This is a genomic window from Streptomyces sp. NPDC002564, assembly GCF_042889645.1.
Classification (GTDB): domain Bacteria; phylum Actinomycetota; class Actinomycetes; order Streptomycetales; family Streptomycetaceae; genus Streptomyces.
In genome coordinates this window covers 834532-849044 of sequence record NZ_JBIARE010000003.1, presented here as the reverse complement: position 1 = coordinate 849044, position 14513 = coordinate 834532, and the positions used below count along the sequence as shown (strand labels likewise).

Sequence of the window (14513 nt, the reverse complement as noted above, 5' to 3'; positions counted from 1 at the left end):
GGCGGGGGGGGGCTCTCGGCGGCCCTGGGCCCGGCGGGCGGGCGGCGGGGGGGGGCGCCCCGCGCCCGCGCCGGGGGGGGGGGCCCCCCCCCCCCCCGGGCCCGGGGTACCCGGCAGGCGGCCGGTCAGACGTCGCGGCCGCGGGCGGGACTCAGGCCTGGACGCCGACGAGCTCGTAGCCCGCCTCGTCGACGGCGGCGCGCACGGCGGCCTCGTCCAGCGGGGCCTCGGAGACCACGGTCACCCGGCCCGTCGAGGCGACGGCCTTGACGGAGCTGACGCCCGCGAGCTCCGAGATCTCCTCGGACACGGCGCCCTCGCAGTGCCCGCAGGTCATCCCCGTGACCTCGTACACGGTGGTGACGCCACCCTGCGGCGCCTGGCCGGCGTCGGAGTGGCAGGAACCGCTGGGGGAGCAGCAGGAGCCGGTCGTCTCGGCCTGCGGGAGCTCGGTCTGGGCGCTCATGTCGTTCTCCTCGGGGAAGGGGGGTGTACGTATGCGGCGTAGCGTGCAGGAGGGGGCCCCGGAGTCCCGGTGACCTCCTGACACACTCGAGACTATACCCCTAGGGGGTATTTCTCAACGAGGTGGGGCCGCACGGCGGCCGGGTGGCGCCCGGGCGGGTGCGCCACGTCAGTCCCTGCGGCCCCGGTTGCCGGGGCGCGCCGCGACCCAGGCGCGGATGGTGTCCGCGTACCAGTAGGGCTTGCCGCTCTCCACGTGGTCGGGGTCGGGCAGCAGCCCGTGCTTGCGGTAGGAGCGCACGGTGTCGGGCTGCACGCTGATGTGTGCGGCGATCTCCTTGTACGACCAGAGCCTGCGGTCGGTCATCGGTGGCACCTCCCTGCGCGCGCCCAGGGCGACCGAAAGGCCGACGGGGGAGCTGGGCGCTGCGCGCGGCGATCACTCAGCCTGTGCCCGGTGAACGACGCAGAGTGACCATGGGGGAGCGGCTGTCGACCGCCTGTGACCCAAGACCCGCGTACACGAGACATGCGTGACAGAAGGGCGGTGTTTGTGACAGAAGCGACGCATGGGCAGGGTGCGGCGCCCCGGCGCGCACGCGGCGCGCGGCGGGACGCGCGGTCGGCGGAGTGCGGCGCTCCTCAGGCGCCGCAGGAGCGCAGGAAGGAGCGGGTGCGGCGGGCGATCGGCAGCGGCCGGTCCGGCGCGCACGGGTACATGTCCTGCTCGACGATGGCGAACAGGTCGACGCCCAGCTTCTGCGCCGCGGCGAGGACCGGCTCCAGGGCGGGCTCCCCGGCGGGCGGCTCGCACATCACGCCGCGCCCCACCGCGGGCCCGAACGGCAGCTCCTCGGCCCGCACCTGAGCGAGCACCGCCGGGTCGACCTGCTTGAGGTGCAGATAGCCGATGCGCTCGCCGTACGTCTCGATGAGCTTGACGCTGTCGCCGCCGCAGTAGGCGTAGTGGCCGGTGTCCAGGCAGAGCGAGACGAGGCCGGAGTCGGTGGCGTCGAGGAAACGGGTGACGTTCTCCTCGCTGTCGATGTGCGTGTCCGCGTGCGGGTGCACCACCACCCGCAGGCCGTACCGCTCGCGCACCTCGTGGGCCAGGCGCTCGGTCTGAGTGGTCAGTTCACGCCATTGTGCGGGGGTCAGGACGCGGTCCTCCAGGACCTCGCCGGTCTTGTCGTCGCGCCAGAAGGAGGGGATGACGACGAGGTGCTCGGCGCCCATGGCCTGCGCGAGCGCCGCGTTGTCCGCGACGTGCGCCCAGGTCCTGTCCCAGACGGCCGGGCCGTGGTGCAGCCCGGTGAAGACGGTGCCCGCGGACACCTTGAGGCCGCGCCGGGACGTCTCGGCGGTGAGCTCGGCGGGGTCGGTGGGCAGGTAGCCGTACGGGCCGAGCTCGATCCACTCGTACCCCGACTCCGCGACCTCGTCGAGGAAGCGGCGCCAGGGCACCTGCCGCGGGTCCTCGGGAAACCACACGCCCCATGAGTCGGGCGCCGAACCGATCCGGATGCGAGACAGCGTCGTCATGCCGGCAAGCGTCCAGGCCGCCTCGGAGGAGTGTCAAGCAGTGGTCCGAATGTAAGGACAAAATGTTGACAGGGCTCCCGGGGCGGGATTAGACCTGGGGTGCCACGCGGGCGAGGAAGGGACGTGCAGGGTGAGCGATCCGTACGACGTCATCACGATGGGCCGGATCGGGGTGGACCTGTACCCCCTGCAGGCCGGGGTGCCCCTCGCCGAGGTGACCGCGTTCGGGAAGTTCCTCGGCGGCTCGGCCAGCAACGTCGCGGTCGCCGCGGCCCGCCTCGGGCGCCGCGTCGCCGTCATCACCCGGACCGGCGAGGACCCGTTCGGCGACTATCTGCACGGCGCGCTGCGCGAGTTCGGCGTCGACGACCGCTGGGTGAGCGCGGTCGCGGGCCTGCCGACGCCGGTCACGTTCTGCGAGATCTTCCCGCCCGACGACTTCCCGCTCTACTTCTACCGGCTGCCGAAGGCGCCCGACCTGGAGATGTACGCGGGCGAGCTCGACCTCGACGCGATCGCGGCGGCGCGGATCTTCTGGATGACGGGGACGGGGCTGTGCGCGGAGCCGAGCCGGTCGGCGACGCTGGCGGGGCTCGCCGCGCGGTCGGCGGGGACCACCGTCTTCGACCTCGACTGGCGGCCGATGTTCTGGGCCGACCCCGCCGAGGCGCGGCCCCACTACGCGGCGGCGCTCGCGCACGCCACGGTCGCCGTCGGCAACCTCGACGAGGTCGAGATCGCCACGGGGGAGCGCGAACCGCTCGCCGCGGCGCGGGCGTTGCTCGACGCGGGCGTCGAACTGGCCGTCGTCAAGCAGGGGCCCCGGGGCGTCCTCGCGATGAACCGCGCGGGCGAGTCGGCCGAGGTGCCGCCGCTGCCGGTCGAGGTGCTCAACGGGCTCGGCGCGGGGGACGCGTTCGGCGGGGCGCTGTGCCACGGGCTGCTCGCGGGGTGGGGTCTTGAGCGGATCATGCGGTACGCCAATGCGGCGGGGGCGATTGTCGCTTCGCGGTTGGAGTGTTCTTCCGCCATGCCGTTTGCTGGCGAGGTCGCCCTGGCCGTCGAACGGGGGGAGGTCACGTGAGCGGTCCCGTCGCACGGGGGTGCCGCACACGGGGCTCCGCCCCGGACCCCGCTCCTCAAACGCCGGAGGGGCTGGCATGGGGCTCCGCCCCTCGCCCCCGCTCCTCAAACGCCGGAGGGGCTGAATTGTCTGGAAGGGTGCCGTCGTGACGGGTGTTGATGTGGGGGCGCTCGTGCGGACTCGGGTTCGGCATCCCGAGGCCATCGGGGAGGCTGCCGCGCGGCGCAGGCGGCGGGCGTTGCTCGGGGGTGCCGGGCGGCTGATGATCATCGCCGCCGATCATCCGGCGCGCGGGTCCCTCGGCGTGGGGCGCGCGCCGCTCGCCATGGCCAACCGGGGCGACCTGCTCGAACGGCTCTGTCTCGCGCTGTCGCGGCCCGGCGTCGACGGCGTGCTCGCCAGCGCCGACGTGCTGGACGACCTGCTGCTCCTGGGCGCCCTCGACGACAAGGTCGTCATGGGGTCGATGAACCGGGGCGGACTCGCGGGCGCCGCCTTCGAGCTGGACGACCGGTTCACCGGGTACCGGCCCGAGGACCTCGACCGGCTCGGCTTCGACGCGGGCAAGCTGCTGCTGCGCGTCGACTACGCCGACCCGGGCTCGCTGCGCACCCTGCACTCCGCGGCCCGCGTCGTCGACGCCATGGCGGAGCGGCGGCTTCCGGTCTTCGTCGAGCCGTTCCTCACCGCCCGCGACGGCACCGGGCCGCCCCGCAACGACCTGAGCGCCGAGGCCGTCACCCGGTCCATCGCCATCGCCTCCGGTCTGGCCGGCACCTCCGCGTACACCTGGCTGAAGGTCCCCGTCACGGAGAACCCGGACGACATGGCCCGGGTCATGGAGACCTCGACGCTGCCCGCCGTGCTGCTCGGCGGCGACATCGGGGACGATCAGGACGCCGCGTACGAGAAGTGGCGCGGTGCCCTGCAGCTGCCCACCGTGCAGGGACTCGTCGTCGGCAGGGCCCTGCTCTACCCGCCCGACGGGGACGTGGCGGGGGCGGTCGACACCGCCGTAGGACTGCTGTAGCGGCGCGGACAGGCTCAGGAGGCCCCCATGACGTACGTACCGAAAGGGAGTGCGGTCGACGGTCCGTACGCCCTGTCCATCGACCCCGAACGGGCCGGTTGGGCCTACTCGCGGCTGCGCGTCGTCGAGCTCGGGCCGGGCGGGCTGCACTCCTTCGCCACCGGGGAGAGTGAATGGATCGTGCTCCCGCTGACCGGCGGCTGTACGGTTCGGACAGCAGACGGGATCATCGAACTGCTGGGCCGCGAGAGCGTGTTCAGCGGAGTCTCCGACTTCGCTTACGTGCCGCGCGACGCCCGGATCCAGATCGCCTCCGGCGCGGGAGGCCGCTTCGCCCTGGCAGGAGCGAAGTGCGAGCGTCGACTCCCCGCCCGCTACGGCCCCGCGCCGGAGGTACCAGTGGAGCGCCGCGGCAGCGGCGGCACGGCCCGCGAGGTGCGCAACTTCGCCTCCGCGGACGCCTTCGACTGCGACCGGCTGATCGCCGTCGAGGTGATCACGCCCGGCGGCAACTGGTCCTCGTACCCGCCGCACAAGCACGACGAGCACCGCCCGGGCGTCGAGGCGGAGCTGGAGGAGATCTACTACTTCGAGATCGAGGCGCGCGAGGGCCGGGACGGCTTCGGCTACCAGCGTGTCTTCCCGTCCCGGGAGGGCGGCACCGACGTCCTCGCCGAGGTCCGCACCGGGGACGCCGTGCTCGTGCCCGACGGCTGGCACGGCCCCTCCGTCGCCCAGCCCGGGCACGCGATGTACTACCTGAACGTGATGGCGGGGCCCGGGCAGGAGAGGGAATGGCGGATCTGCTTCCACCCCGACCACACGGAGGGATACCGATGACGGAGACCCCTGCGGGCAGCGTCAGGCTCACCAGCGCGCAGGCGCTCGTGCGCTTCCTGGCCCGGCAGTTCACCGAGCGGGACGGCACCCGGCAGCGGCTGATCGGCGCGACCTGGGGCATCTTCGGGCACGGCAACGTGGCGGGGATCGGCCAGGCGCTCGTCGAGCACGCCGAGGACATGCCCTTCCACCAGGGGCGCAACGAACAGGCCATGGTGCACGCCGCCGTCGGGTACGCCCGGCACTCCGGCCGGCTGTCCACCCACGCCGTCACCACCTCCATCGGCCCCGGCGCCACCAACCTGGTCACCGGCGCCGCGCTCGCCACCGTCAACCGCCTGCCCGTCCTGCTGCTGCCCGGCGACACCTTCGCGGCCCGGCCCGCCGACCCCGTCCTGCAGCAGCTCGAAGTGCCCTGGGCGGGCGACGTGTCGGTCAACGACTGCCTGCGCCCCGTCTCGCGCTACTTCGACCGGGTGACCCGCCCCGAGGCGCTGATCCCCGCCGCGCTCGCCGCGATGCGGGTCCTCACCGACCCCGTCGAGACCGGCGCCGTCACCCTCGCGCTGCCCCAGGACGTGCAGGCCGAGGCGTACGACTGGCCCGCGGAGTTCTTCGCCGAGCGGGTGTGGACCGTGCGCAGGCCCGCGCCCGACCCGCGCGAACTGGCCGCCGCCGCCGAGGCGGTGCGCGCGGCCCGGCGCCCGCTGATCGTCGCGGGCGGCGGCGTCCACCACAGCGCCGCCGAGGACGCCCTGCGCGCACTCGCCGACGCGACCGGCATCCCGGTGGCCGCCACCCAGGCCGGCAAGGGCTCGCTGCGCTTCGACCACCCGTCGGACGTCGGCGGCATCGGCCACACCGGCACCGCCCCGGCGAACGAACTGGCCCGCGCGGCCGACCTGGTGATCGGTGTCGGCACCCGCTACAGCGACTTCACCACCGCCTCCGGGACCCTCTTCGAGTCGCCCGGGGTGCGCTTCCTCAACCTCAACGTCGCGCCCTTCGACGGCCACAAGATGGCGGGCGCCACCCTGATCGCCGACGCCCGGGCCGGCCTGGAGGCGCTCGCCCGGGAGCTGGACGGGTACCGCGTCGAGCCCGCCTTCTCCCTCGACTACCGAGGCGACAAGGCGCGGTGGGAGCAGCGGGTCGACGCCGCCTTCCTGTCCGACGAGCCGGACGTGCGCCCGAGCCAGACGCAGGTCCTCGGCGCCCTCGACGCACTGGTGACCGACGACGACGTGCTGATCAACGCCGCCGGGTCGCTCCCGGGCGACCTGCACAAGCTGTGGCGGGCCCGCTCGCCCCGGCAGTACCACGTCGAGTACGGCTACTCCTGCATGGGCTACGAGATCCCGGCGGCCATCGGCGTCGCGCTCGCCGACCCGGGGCGGCCGGTGTGGGCGCTGGTCGGCGACGGCACGTATCTGATGAATCCCACCGAGATCGTCACGGCCGTCCAGGAGAACCTGCCGATCAAGGTCGTCGTCCTGCAGAACCACGGCTACGCCTCCATCGGCGGCCTCTCGGAGTCCGTGGGCGGCGAGCGGTTCGGCACCGCGTACCGCTTCCGGGCGCCGGACGGCGCGTACACCGAGGGCCCGCTGCCGGTCGACCTGGCGGCGAACGCGGCCTCGCTCGGGATGCGGGTGCTGCGCGCCAAAACCATCCGTGACCTGCGGGAGGCGCTGCGCGAGGCGCGCGGGGCAGACCGGCCCACATGTGTCTATGTGGAGACGGAAACGGCAGACACAGTGTCGGGCCCGCCCCCGGCACAGGCGTGGTGGGATGTGCCCGTGGCCGAGACCGCGACCCGGGTGTCCGCGGTCAGGGCCAGGGAAGAGTACGACCGGCACGTCACTGCCCGACGCCGCCACCTGTGAGAGTAGGGATGCTTGTCATGACGAAGACCGTCAACCACTGGATCGGTGGGAAGACCGTCGATCGTGCTGAGGGCGCGTCCGGGGCGTACGGCCCGGTCACCGACCCGGCGACCGGCGCCGTCACGACGCAGGTCGCCTTCGCCTCGGTGGACGAGGTGGACGCCGCCGTCGCCTCCGCCCGCGAGGCCTTCGCGACGTGGGGCACCTCCTCGCTCGCCAAGCGCACCGCGATCCTCTTCAAGTTCCGCGCGCTGCTGGACGCCAACCGCGACGCGATCGCCGAGCTGATCGTCGCCGAGCACGGCAAGGTGCACTCCGACGCGCTCGGCGAGGTCGCCCGCGGCCTGGAGATCGTCGACCTGGCCTGCGGCATCACGGTCCAGCTGAAGGGCGAGCTGTCCACCGAGGTCGCCTCGCGCGTGGACGTCTCCTCCATCCGCCAGCCGCTGGGCGTCGTCGCGGGCATCACGCCGTTCAACTTCCCGGCCATGGTGCCGATGTGGATGTTCCCGCTGGCCATCGCGTGCGGCAACACCTTCGTGCTCAAGCCGAGCGAGAAGGACCCGTCCGCCTCGATGAAGATCGCCGAGCTGTTGAGCGAGGCGGGCCTGCCGGACGGCGTCTTCAACGTGCTGCACGGCGACAAGGTCGCCGTCGACCGCCTCCTGGAGCACCCGGACGTGGCGGCCGTCTCCTTCGTCGGCTCCACGCCGATCGCCCGGCACATCCACACCACCGCCTCCGCCAACGGCAAGCGGGTGCAGGCGCTCGGCGGCGCCAAGAACCACATGCTGGTGCTGCCGGACGCCGACCTGGACGCGGCCGCCGACGCCGCCGTCTCGGCCGCCTACGGCTCGGCCGGCGAGCGCTGCATGGCCATCTCGGCGGTCGTCGCCGTCGGCGCGATCGCCGACGAGCTGGTCGCGAAGATCAAGGAGCGCGCCGAGCAGATCAAGATCGGTCCGGGCAACGACCCGACGTCCGAGATGGGTCCGCTCATCACGGCCGCCCACCGCGACAAGGTCGCCTCGTACGTCACGGGCGCGGCGGCCGAGGGCTGCGAGGTCGTCCTGGACGGCACCGGCCACACGGTCGAGGGGCACGAGGAGGGCCACTGGATCGGCCTGTCGCTCCTGGACCGCGTCCCGACCACGGCGAAGGCCTACCGGGACGAGATCTTCGGCCCGGTCCTGTGCGTGCTGCGCGTGGACACGTACGAGGAGGGCGTGGCGCTGATGAACGCCTCGCCGTTCGGCAACGGCACCGCGATCTTCACCCGGGACGGCGGCGCGGCCCGCCGCTTCCAGCTGGAGATCGAGGCGGGCATGGTCGGCGTGAACGTGCCGATCCCGGTGCCGGTGGGCTACCACTCCTTCGGCGGCTGGAAGGACTCCCTCTTCGGGGACCACCACATCTACGGCAACGACGGCACGCACTTCTACACCCGCGGCAAGGTCGTCACCACCCGCTGGCCCGACCCCTCGGACGCGCCGTCCGGCGTCGACCTCGGGTTCCCGCGCAACCACTGAGTCACCGTGGTGTGACCGTTCGTGGAGCAGGGCCGTCCGGTATCCGGACGGCCCTGATTCTTTTTTGACGCCGTCCTTGCGGTTCCCGTGCACAGGGTGCAATTCGGGCACCGAATGTCTCCGAGTTCATCTGCCTGCAATATCAAGGTCATAGTCACTGTCGGCATGTTCATTGCGACCTCCAGGGGCAAACTCTTGGGAAAGTGAGGCGACTTGGCCTGCGGTGCCGCTGCGGATTCCGTAGGTAAATGACCGTTGACGTTCCGGTTGTCGCCGGGGTTCGATGACGCGCCGGGAGCGAAAGAAAGACCAGCTCAGCAGCCTTCGGAGGCGATAGCGCTCCCGCCCGCAACTCCTGCCGCACGAGTCGATCGGAACCGCGCTTCATGACCGATACGCTTCGCCCGCCCCAGTCCGCCGTCACCGAGGCCCCCTCGGCGGCGGCAGCCGACCCGGGAAACCCCCAGAAGCTCAAGCGTTCCATCGGTGTCGTCGGCGGCACCCTGCTCACGCTCTCGTGCGTGACGCCCGCCTCCACGCTCTTCGTGGTCGTGCCCGACCTCTTCTCCTCGCTCGGCACCGCCACCGCGCTCACCATCGCCATCGGCTCGCTGCTCTGCGTGGGCGTCGCGTTCTGCTACTCCGAGCTGGGCACCCTCATCCCCAGCGCGGGCGGCGAGTACGCGATGGTCTCCACGATGGCCGGACGCCTGGCCGGCTGGCTGGTCTTCGTCCTCTCGCTGCTCGTCGTGATGATCGTGCCGCCCGTGATCGCCATGGGCACGGCCGACTACCTGGCGCCCGTCATCCACCTCGACCCCTCCTACGCGGGCGCCGGGGTGATGATCCTCGCCACCCTCGCGGGCCTGCTCGACCTGCGCGCCAACGCGTGGATCACCGGCATCTTCCTGGTCCTGGAAGTCGTCGCCGCGGGCGTCGTCGCCGTCCTCGGCTTCACGCACGCCCAGCGGGGCGCCGGCAGCCTCACGGACCTCTCGGTGGCCTCCGGCTCCGGGCCCGCGGGCGTCGACCCGGTCACCGCCATGCTGATCGTCTCCGGCCTCGCCATCGCCCTCTTCGTCACCCAGGGCTTCTCCACCGCCGTCTACCTCTCCGAGGAGATGGAGAACCCGCGCCGCAACGTCGCGCGCACCGTCCTCGCCACCCTCGCCATCTCCTCCGTGATCATCCTGGTCCCGGTGATCGCCATCACCATGGGCGCCGAGGACCTCACGGCCCTCACCGGGGGCGACATCAGCGGCATGGTCACCGCCTGGTCCAGCTCGGCCGTCGGCACGTTCGTCAGCCTCTGCGTGGCCCTCGCGATCATCAACGCGGGCATCGTCATGGTCATCCAGAACTCCCGCGTCCTGTTCGCCTCCGCCCGCGACAAGGCATGGCCCTCGCCGGTCAACAAGGCCCTGTCCAAGCTCGGCGCGTCCGGCGCCCCCTGGGTGGCCACCCTCCTGGTCGGCGTCCCCGGCGCGCTCCTGTGCTTCGTCAACCTGGACACCCTGTACGGCGTGACCGGCGTCTCCGTGACCGGCATGTACATCCTGGTGGCCGTCGCCGCGCTGCTGGCCCGCAGGGGCACGCACGGCACCACCGCGGCCTGGCGGATGCCGCTGTGGCCCGCGGTGCCCGTGGTGCTGATCGCGGTCCTCGCGTACGTGCTCAGCCGGCAGGAGCTGTCCTACCTCGCCTGGACCGGCGGCATCGTGGCCGCGGCGACCCTCTACTGGGCGCTCTACCTGCGCCCGCACCGCGAGACGCGGTGGCTGGTGAGCGTGCCGGAGGAGTCCTAGCCGGAGGAGTCCTGGCCGGAGGAGTCCGGCCGGAGGAGTCCTGGCCGGAGGACTTCCGGGCACCGGACGGCCGGTCCCGCGCGCAGGACCGGCCCGCCCGCGGCTCAGGCGAAGTCCCAGCCGACCGACGCGAACCGGCCCTCGTCCGTGCCGCCCGCGCTGCGGTACGTCGCCAGCGCCGCGTCGTTGTCCGGCTCCACGCCGACCCACATCCCGTAGCAACCCCGCTCCCGCGCCAGCGCGGCCAGCGCCTCCACCAGGGCCCGCCCCGTGCCGCGGCGGCGGGCCTGCCCGGCGACCGCGAGCTCGTACAGGAACATCTCCGCGCCCTTGTCGGGGTGGAGCGTCTCCACGCCGCTGACGAAACCCACCGGCACGCCGGGGTCGCCGGGGTCGTGGGCGAGCAGCAGATGGTGGTCCGGGGCGTCGAGGAAGCGCCGCGTCGCGTCGGGGCGGGCGGGGCCGTCGAAGAGGTGCGCGGCGGCCATCACTTCGGCGACGGTCGTCGCACGGCGGATCTCCATGCGTACCACGATCGCGGTACGCGGGCGGGGAGTCTACTCCCCGGGGATGCCGCCGGGTTCAGACCGGCGGCCGCCTCCGTTGTCGGTCGGCGCCCGTACGGTGGACGGCATGGATCTACGACTGCCCAGGGCCAGATTTCCCGGGCCGCGCGGGCCGCGCCGGCTTCTCGCCGCCGCGGCCGCCGTCGCGGTGCTCGCCGGCGTGGGCACCTGGACGGCGGCCGCCTCGGACGACGGACCGGCCGTGCACCGCAGCGACCGCATGGTCGACACCGGCGGCGCGCGGATCGACACCTCGTACTTCACGGCGGGCTCCCCGGACGCCAAGCGCCCCGCCGTCCTCATCGGGCACGGCTTCGGCGGCAGCAAGGCCGACGTGCGGGCCCAGGCTCAGAAGCTCGCCGCCGACGGGTACGCCGTCCTGACCTGGTCCGCCCGCGGCTTCGGCAAGTCCACCGGCAAGATCGGGCTCAACGACCCCCGGGGCGAGGTCGCCGACGTCTCGAAGCTGATCGACTGGCTCGCCACCCGCCCCGAGGTCCGCCTCGACAAGGACGGCGACCCGCGCGTGGGCCTCACCGGCGCCTCGTACGCGGGCGCGGTGTCCCTGCTCACCGCGGGCCGCGACCCGCGGGTGGACGCCATCGCCCCCCAGATCACGTACTGGAACCTGGCGGACGCCCTCTTCCCCGACGGCGTCTTCAAGAAGCTGTGGGCCGGGCTCTTCATCAACACCGGTGGCGGCTGCGACAAGTTCGAGAAGCAGCTCTGCGCCATGTACGAGCGGGTCGCCGAGGCGGGCAAGCCGGACGCGGCCGCGCGCAAGCTGCTCGCCGAGCGCAGCCCCGCCGCCGTCGGCGACCGCATCAAGGTGCCGACCTTCCTGGCCCAGGGCCAGACCGACTCGCTCTTCCCGCTCACCCAGGGCGACGCCATCGCCCGGGGCATCCGCGCCCACCACGCCCCCGTGTCCGTCGACTGGATCGCCGGCGGCCACGACGGCGGCGACAGCGAGCAGGACCGCGTCGAAAAGCGCGTCACCACGTGGTTCGACCGCTACCTGAAGGACGACAGGAGCGCCGACACCGGCCCGGCGTTCCGCGTCACCCGCACCGGAGGCGTCGACTCCACCGACGGCGCGGCCCAGCAGCGCGGCGCGAGCGCCGACGCCTACCCCGGGCTGCGCAGCGGCCCGCGCGCGGTGCCGCTCACGGGACGCGAGCAGACCTTCGACAACCCCGCGGGCGCCAGCCCGCCCGCCATCTCCGGACTCCCCGGCGTCGGCGGCAGCCGCCTCTCCCAGTTCGCCTCGCTCGGCGTCGGCGTCTCCGTGGACTTCCCCGGCCAGCACGCCCGCTTCGACTCGGCGCCGCTCGGCAAGGACCTGCGGATCACCGGGACGCCGACCGTGCGCGCCCACGTGAAGTCCACCTCCGACGACGCGGTGCTGTTCGCGAAGGTGTACGACGTCGGGCCCGGCGGCAAGCAGAAGGTGCTGCCCTCCCAGCTCGTCGCCCCCGTCCGGGTGGCGGACGCCCGCCGGGGCAAGGACGTCGAGCTGCGCATGCCCGCCGTCGACCACAAGGTCCAGAAGGGCCACCGGCTGCGCCTGGTGCTCACCTCCACCGACCTGGGCTACGCCTCACCGACCCACCCCGCCCAGTACACCGTCGCCCTGAAGGGCGACCTCCAGGTCCCCACCGCGCCCGGCGTGGAGACCGCCGCCGCCCCGCTGCCCGCCTGGGTGTGGTGGCTTCCCGCCGCGGGCGCGGTGATCGCCCTCGCGCTGCTCGCCACCGCCCGCCGCCGCTCCGCCGCCCCCGCGCCCGACCCCGGGCTCGCCGAGGTGCCGCTGCGGATCACCGGCCTGACCAAGCGGTACGCGAAGTCCACCGACCGGTACGCGGTCCGCGACCTCTCCTTCACCGTCGAGAAGGGCCAGGTCCTCGGCCTCCTGGGGCCGAACGGCGCGGGCAAGACGACGACCCTGCGCATGCTCATGGGCCTCATCCGCCCCGACGCGGGCGAGATCCGCGTCTTCGGGCACGCGATCCGGCCGGGCGCACCCGTCCTGTCCCGGGTCGGCGCGTTCGTCGAGGGCGCGGGCTTCCTGCCGCACCTGTCGGGACGGGAGAACCTGGAGCTGTACTGGAAGGCGACCGGACGCCCCGCGGACGACGCCCACCTGGACGAGGCCCTGGAGATCGCCGGGCTCGGCGACGCCCTGTCCCGCGCCGTGCGGACGTACTCGCAGGGCATGCGCCAGCGCCTGGCCATCGCCCAGGCCATGCTCGGCCTGCCGGACCTGCTCATCCTCGACGAGCCGACCAACGGCCTCGACCCGCCGCAGATCCGCGAGATGCGCGAGGTCATGATCCGCTACGCGCGCGAGGGACGCACCGTCATCGTCTCCAGCCACCTGCTCGCCGAGGTCGAGCAGTCCTGCACGCACCTGGTCGTCATGGACCGCGGCCGGCTCGTGCAGGCGGGCCCGGTCGCCGAGATCGTCGGCTCCGGCGACACCCTGCTCGTCGGCCTCGCCTCCGCGATCCCCGACCCGCTGGTCGACAAGATCGCGGCGCTGCCCGGCGTGGCGTCGGCGGAGCGCGCCGACGACGGCCTCCTGGTCCGCATGGACGGCACCGAGCACGCCGGCGCCGAACGCCTGCTGCCCGAACTGGTCCGCCTGGACGTCCCCGTGCGGTCCGTGGGGCCGCACCGCCGCCTGGAGGACGCGTTCCTCACCCTGATCGGAGGAGGCGCCGCATGACCGCCACCGCACCGCCCGAGCGCCCCGCGGCCCCCGCCGAGCGGGCCACCGCGCCCGGCTACCGCGCCCGGCGCACCCTGCCCCTGCGCGTCGAGGCGGTCCGCCAGCTCAAGCGCCGCCGCACGCTCGTGATGGGCGCCATCATGGCGCTCCTCCCGGTCGTTCTCGTCATCGCCTTCGCCGTGGCGGGCGGCTCGCCCGAGTCCCGCAGCGGCCGGGTGACCCTGATGGACACGGCGACCGCCTCCGGCGCCAACTTCGCCGCGACCTGCCTGTTCGTGTCGGCGGGCTTCCTGCTGGTGATCCCCGTCGCGCTGTTCTGCGGGGACACCGTCGCCTCCGAGGCGAGCTGGTCCTCGCTGCGCTATCTGCTCGCCGCGCCCGTGCCGCGCGCCCGGCTGCTCTGGTCCAAGATGGCCGTCGGCCTCGGCCTGAGCGCCGCCGCGATGGTGCTGCTGCCCCTCGTCGCGCTCGTCATCGGCACGGCGGCGTACGGGTGGGGGCCGCTGGAGATCCCGACCGGCGGCGTGCTGCCCGCCGACACGGCGCTGCGCCGCCTCGCGATCGTCGTGGCGTACGTCTTCGTGTCCCAACTGGTCACCGCGGGGCTCGCGTTCTGGCTGTCCACCAAGACCGACGCCCCGCTGGGCGCGGTCGGCGGCGCGGTCGGCCTGACGATCGTGGGGAACGTCCTGGACGCGGTCACCGCGCTCGGCGACTGGCGCGACTTCCTGCCCGCGCACTGGCAGTTCGCCTGGGCCGACGCCATCCAGCAGCAGCCCGAGTGGGGCGGCATGATCCAGGGCTCGGCGATCTCCGTGACGTACGCGCTGGTGCTGTTCGCGCTCGCCTTCCGGGGGTTCTCCCGCAAGGACGTGGTGTCGTGAGGGCGGGTGTCGTAGGGGCGGTGCCGCTCTAGCCCCCCGCCCCGCCCCCTCCCGGCTCCGTGGCCGCATCGAGACGCTTCCGCAATGCTTCCGGGCGATCCCGCGGAGGACCCTGCGCGTCACAGGCACGTAGCCGATGCCGAAGCCGACG

The 14513-nt window shown here is 73.3% G+C and carries 12 protein-coding genes; 8 read left to right on the top strand and 4 right to left on the bottom strand.

Annotation, left to right across the window (positions count from 1 at the left end; all coding sequences use genetic code 11):
* Positions 1 to 151 precede the first annotated feature (151 nt).
* The 3 genes from ACFYXE_RS15230 to ACFYXE_RS15220 form a co-directional block, all read right to left on the bottom strand.
* Positions 152 to 466 (bottom strand): heavy-metal-associated domain-containing protein, encoded by a 315-nt coding sequence (locus ACFYXE_RS15230; protein ID WP_389312526.1) that lies wholly within the window; start codon positions 464 to 466, stop codon positions 152 to 154.
* A gap of 168 nt (positions 467 to 634) precedes the next feature.
* A complete protein-coding gene (locus tag ACFYXE_RS15225) occupies positions 635 to 832 on the bottom strand; it encodes a MarR family transcriptional regulator (protein ID WP_361179250.1) in 198 nt (65 codons plus the stop codon).
* Between the two features lie 275 nt (positions 833 to 1107).
* Positions 1108 to 2007, bottom strand: coding sequence for a sugar phosphate isomerase/epimerase family protein (locus ACFYXE_RS15220; RefSeq protein WP_389312524.1), 900 nt, complete (start codon positions 2005 to 2007; stop codon positions 1108 to 1110).
* 157 nt (positions 2008 to 2164) lie between these two features.
* Between ACFYXE_RS15220 and iolC the strand changes: the two genes are divergently transcribed.
* The 6 genes from iolC (at position 2165) to ACFYXE_RS15190 (ending at position 10181) form a co-directional block, all read left to right on the top strand.
* Positions 2165 to 3091, top strand: coding sequence for a 5-dehydro-2-deoxygluconokinase (gene iolC / locus ACFYXE_RS15215; RefSeq protein WP_389312593.1), 927 nt, complete (start codon positions 2165 to 2167; stop codon positions 3089 to 3091).
* 145 nt (positions 3092 to 3236) lie between these two features.
* Complete coding sequence (locus ACFYXE_RS15210) at positions 3237 to 4121, top strand: deoxyribose-phosphate aldolase (RefSeq protein WP_389312522.1); 885 nt, start codon at positions 3237 to 3239, stop codon at positions 4119 to 4121.
* Between the two features lie 27 nt (positions 4122 to 4148).
* Positions 4149 to 4961, top strand: a complete 813-nt coding sequence (gene iolB, locus ACFYXE_RS15205) for a 5-deoxy-glucuronate isomerase (RefSeq protein ID WP_361179260.1) — start codon at positions 4149 to 4151, stop codon at positions 4959 to 4961.
* Positions 4958 to 6847 carry a 3D-(3,5/4)-trihydroxycyclohexane-1,2-dione acylhydrolase (decyclizing) gene (iolD, locus tag ACFYXE_RS15200; protein WP_389312519.1) on the top strand — a complete coding sequence of 630 codons (1890 nt, stop codon included), beginning with the start codon at positions 4958 to 4960 and terminating at the stop codon, positions 6845 to 6847. Before iolB ends, iolD begins: the two co-directional genes overlap by 4 nt.
* Positions 6848 to 6864: 17 nt before the next feature.
* Entirely contained in the window at positions 6865 to 8376 is a 1512-nt protein-coding gene (mmsA, locus tag ACFYXE_RS15195; RefSeq protein WP_361179264.1) for a CoA-acylating methylmalonate-semialdehyde dehydrogenase, read from the top strand.
* Positions 8377 to 8762: 386 nt separating this feature from the next.
* The gene (locus ACFYXE_RS15190) at positions 8763 to 10181 is read left to right on the top strand and encodes an APC family permease (protein WP_389312517.1); all 1419 of its coding nucleotides are present in this window, start codon (positions 8763 to 8765) and stop codon (positions 10179 to 10181) included.
* A gap of 104 nt (positions 10182 to 10285) precedes the next feature.
* Here ACFYXE_RS15190 and ACFYXE_RS15185 read toward each other — a convergent pair whose 3' ends face one another.
* Complete coding sequence (locus ACFYXE_RS15185) at positions 10286 to 10705, bottom strand: GNAT family N-acetyltransferase (protein ID WP_361181379.1); 420 nt, start codon at positions 10703 to 10705, stop codon at positions 10286 to 10288.
* A 109-nt stretch (positions 10706 to 10814) separates the two neighbouring features.
* On the opposite strand from ACFYXE_RS15185, the gene ACFYXE_RS15180 reads away from it, so the two are divergent.
* Together ACFYXE_RS15180 and ACFYXE_RS15175 are read left to right on the top strand one after the other, a co-directional pair.
* Positions 10815 to 13475: an alpha/beta fold hydrolase gene (locus ACFYXE_RS15180; RefSeq protein ID WP_389312515.1), complete on the top strand. Its 2661-nt coding sequence runs from the start codon at positions 10815 to 10817 to the stop codon at positions 13473 to 13475.
* Positions 13472 to 14362, top strand: coding sequence for an ABC transporter permease (locus tag ACFYXE_RS15175; RefSeq protein ID WP_361181375.1), 891 nt, complete (start codon positions 13472 to 13474; stop codon positions 14360 to 14362). The genes ACFYXE_RS15180 and ACFYXE_RS15175 overlap by 4 nt, the downstream gene beginning before the upstream one ends.
* The last annotated feature ends 151 nt before the right edge of the window (positions 14363 to 14513 follow it).

Bases quoted from the DNA above. Each gene is read 5' to 3' on its own strand.
- ACFYXE_RS15230 (WP_389312526.1), bottom strand. From the start codon at position 466: ATGAGCGCCCAGACCGAGCTCCCGCAGGCCGAGACGACCGGCTCCTGC.
- ACFYXE_RS15225 (WP_361179250.1), bottom strand. From the start codon at position 832: ATGACCGACCGCAGGCTCTGGTCGTACAAGGAGATCGCCGCACACATC.
- ACFYXE_RS15220 (WP_389312524.1), bottom strand. From the start codon at position 2,007: ATGACGACGCTGTCTCGCATCCGGATCGGTTCGGCGCCCGACTCATGG.
- iolC (WP_389312593.1), top strand. From the start codon at position 2,165: ATGGGCCGGATCGGGGTGGACCTGTACCCCCTGCAGGCCGGGGTGCCC.
- iolB (WP_361179260.1), top strand. From the start codon at position 4,149: ATGACGTACGTACCGAAAGGGAGTGCGGTCGACGGTCCGTACGCCCTG.
- iolD (WP_389312519.1), top strand. From the start codon at position 4,958: ATGACGGAGACCCCTGCGGGCAGCGTCAGGCTCACCAGCGCGCAGGCG.
- mmsA (WP_361179264.1), top strand. From the start codon at position 6,865: ATGACGAAGACCGTCAACCACTGGATCGGTGGGAAGACCGTCGATCGT.
- ACFYXE_RS15190 (WP_389312517.1), top strand. From the start codon at position 8,763: ATGACCGATACGCTTCGCCCGCCCCAGTCCGCCGTCACCGAGGCCCCC.
- ACFYXE_RS15185 (WP_361181379.1), bottom strand. From the start codon at position 10,705: ATGGAGATCCGCCGTGCGACGACCGTCGCCGAAGTGATGGCCGCCGCG.
- ACFYXE_RS15180 (WP_389312515.1), top strand. From the start codon at position 10,815: ATGGATCTACGACTGCCCAGGGCCAGATTTCCCGGGCCGCGCGGGCCG.
- ACFYXE_RS15175 (WP_361181375.1), top strand. From the start codon at position 13,472: ATGACCGCCACCGCACCGCCCGAGCGCCCCGCGGCCCCCGCCGAGCGG.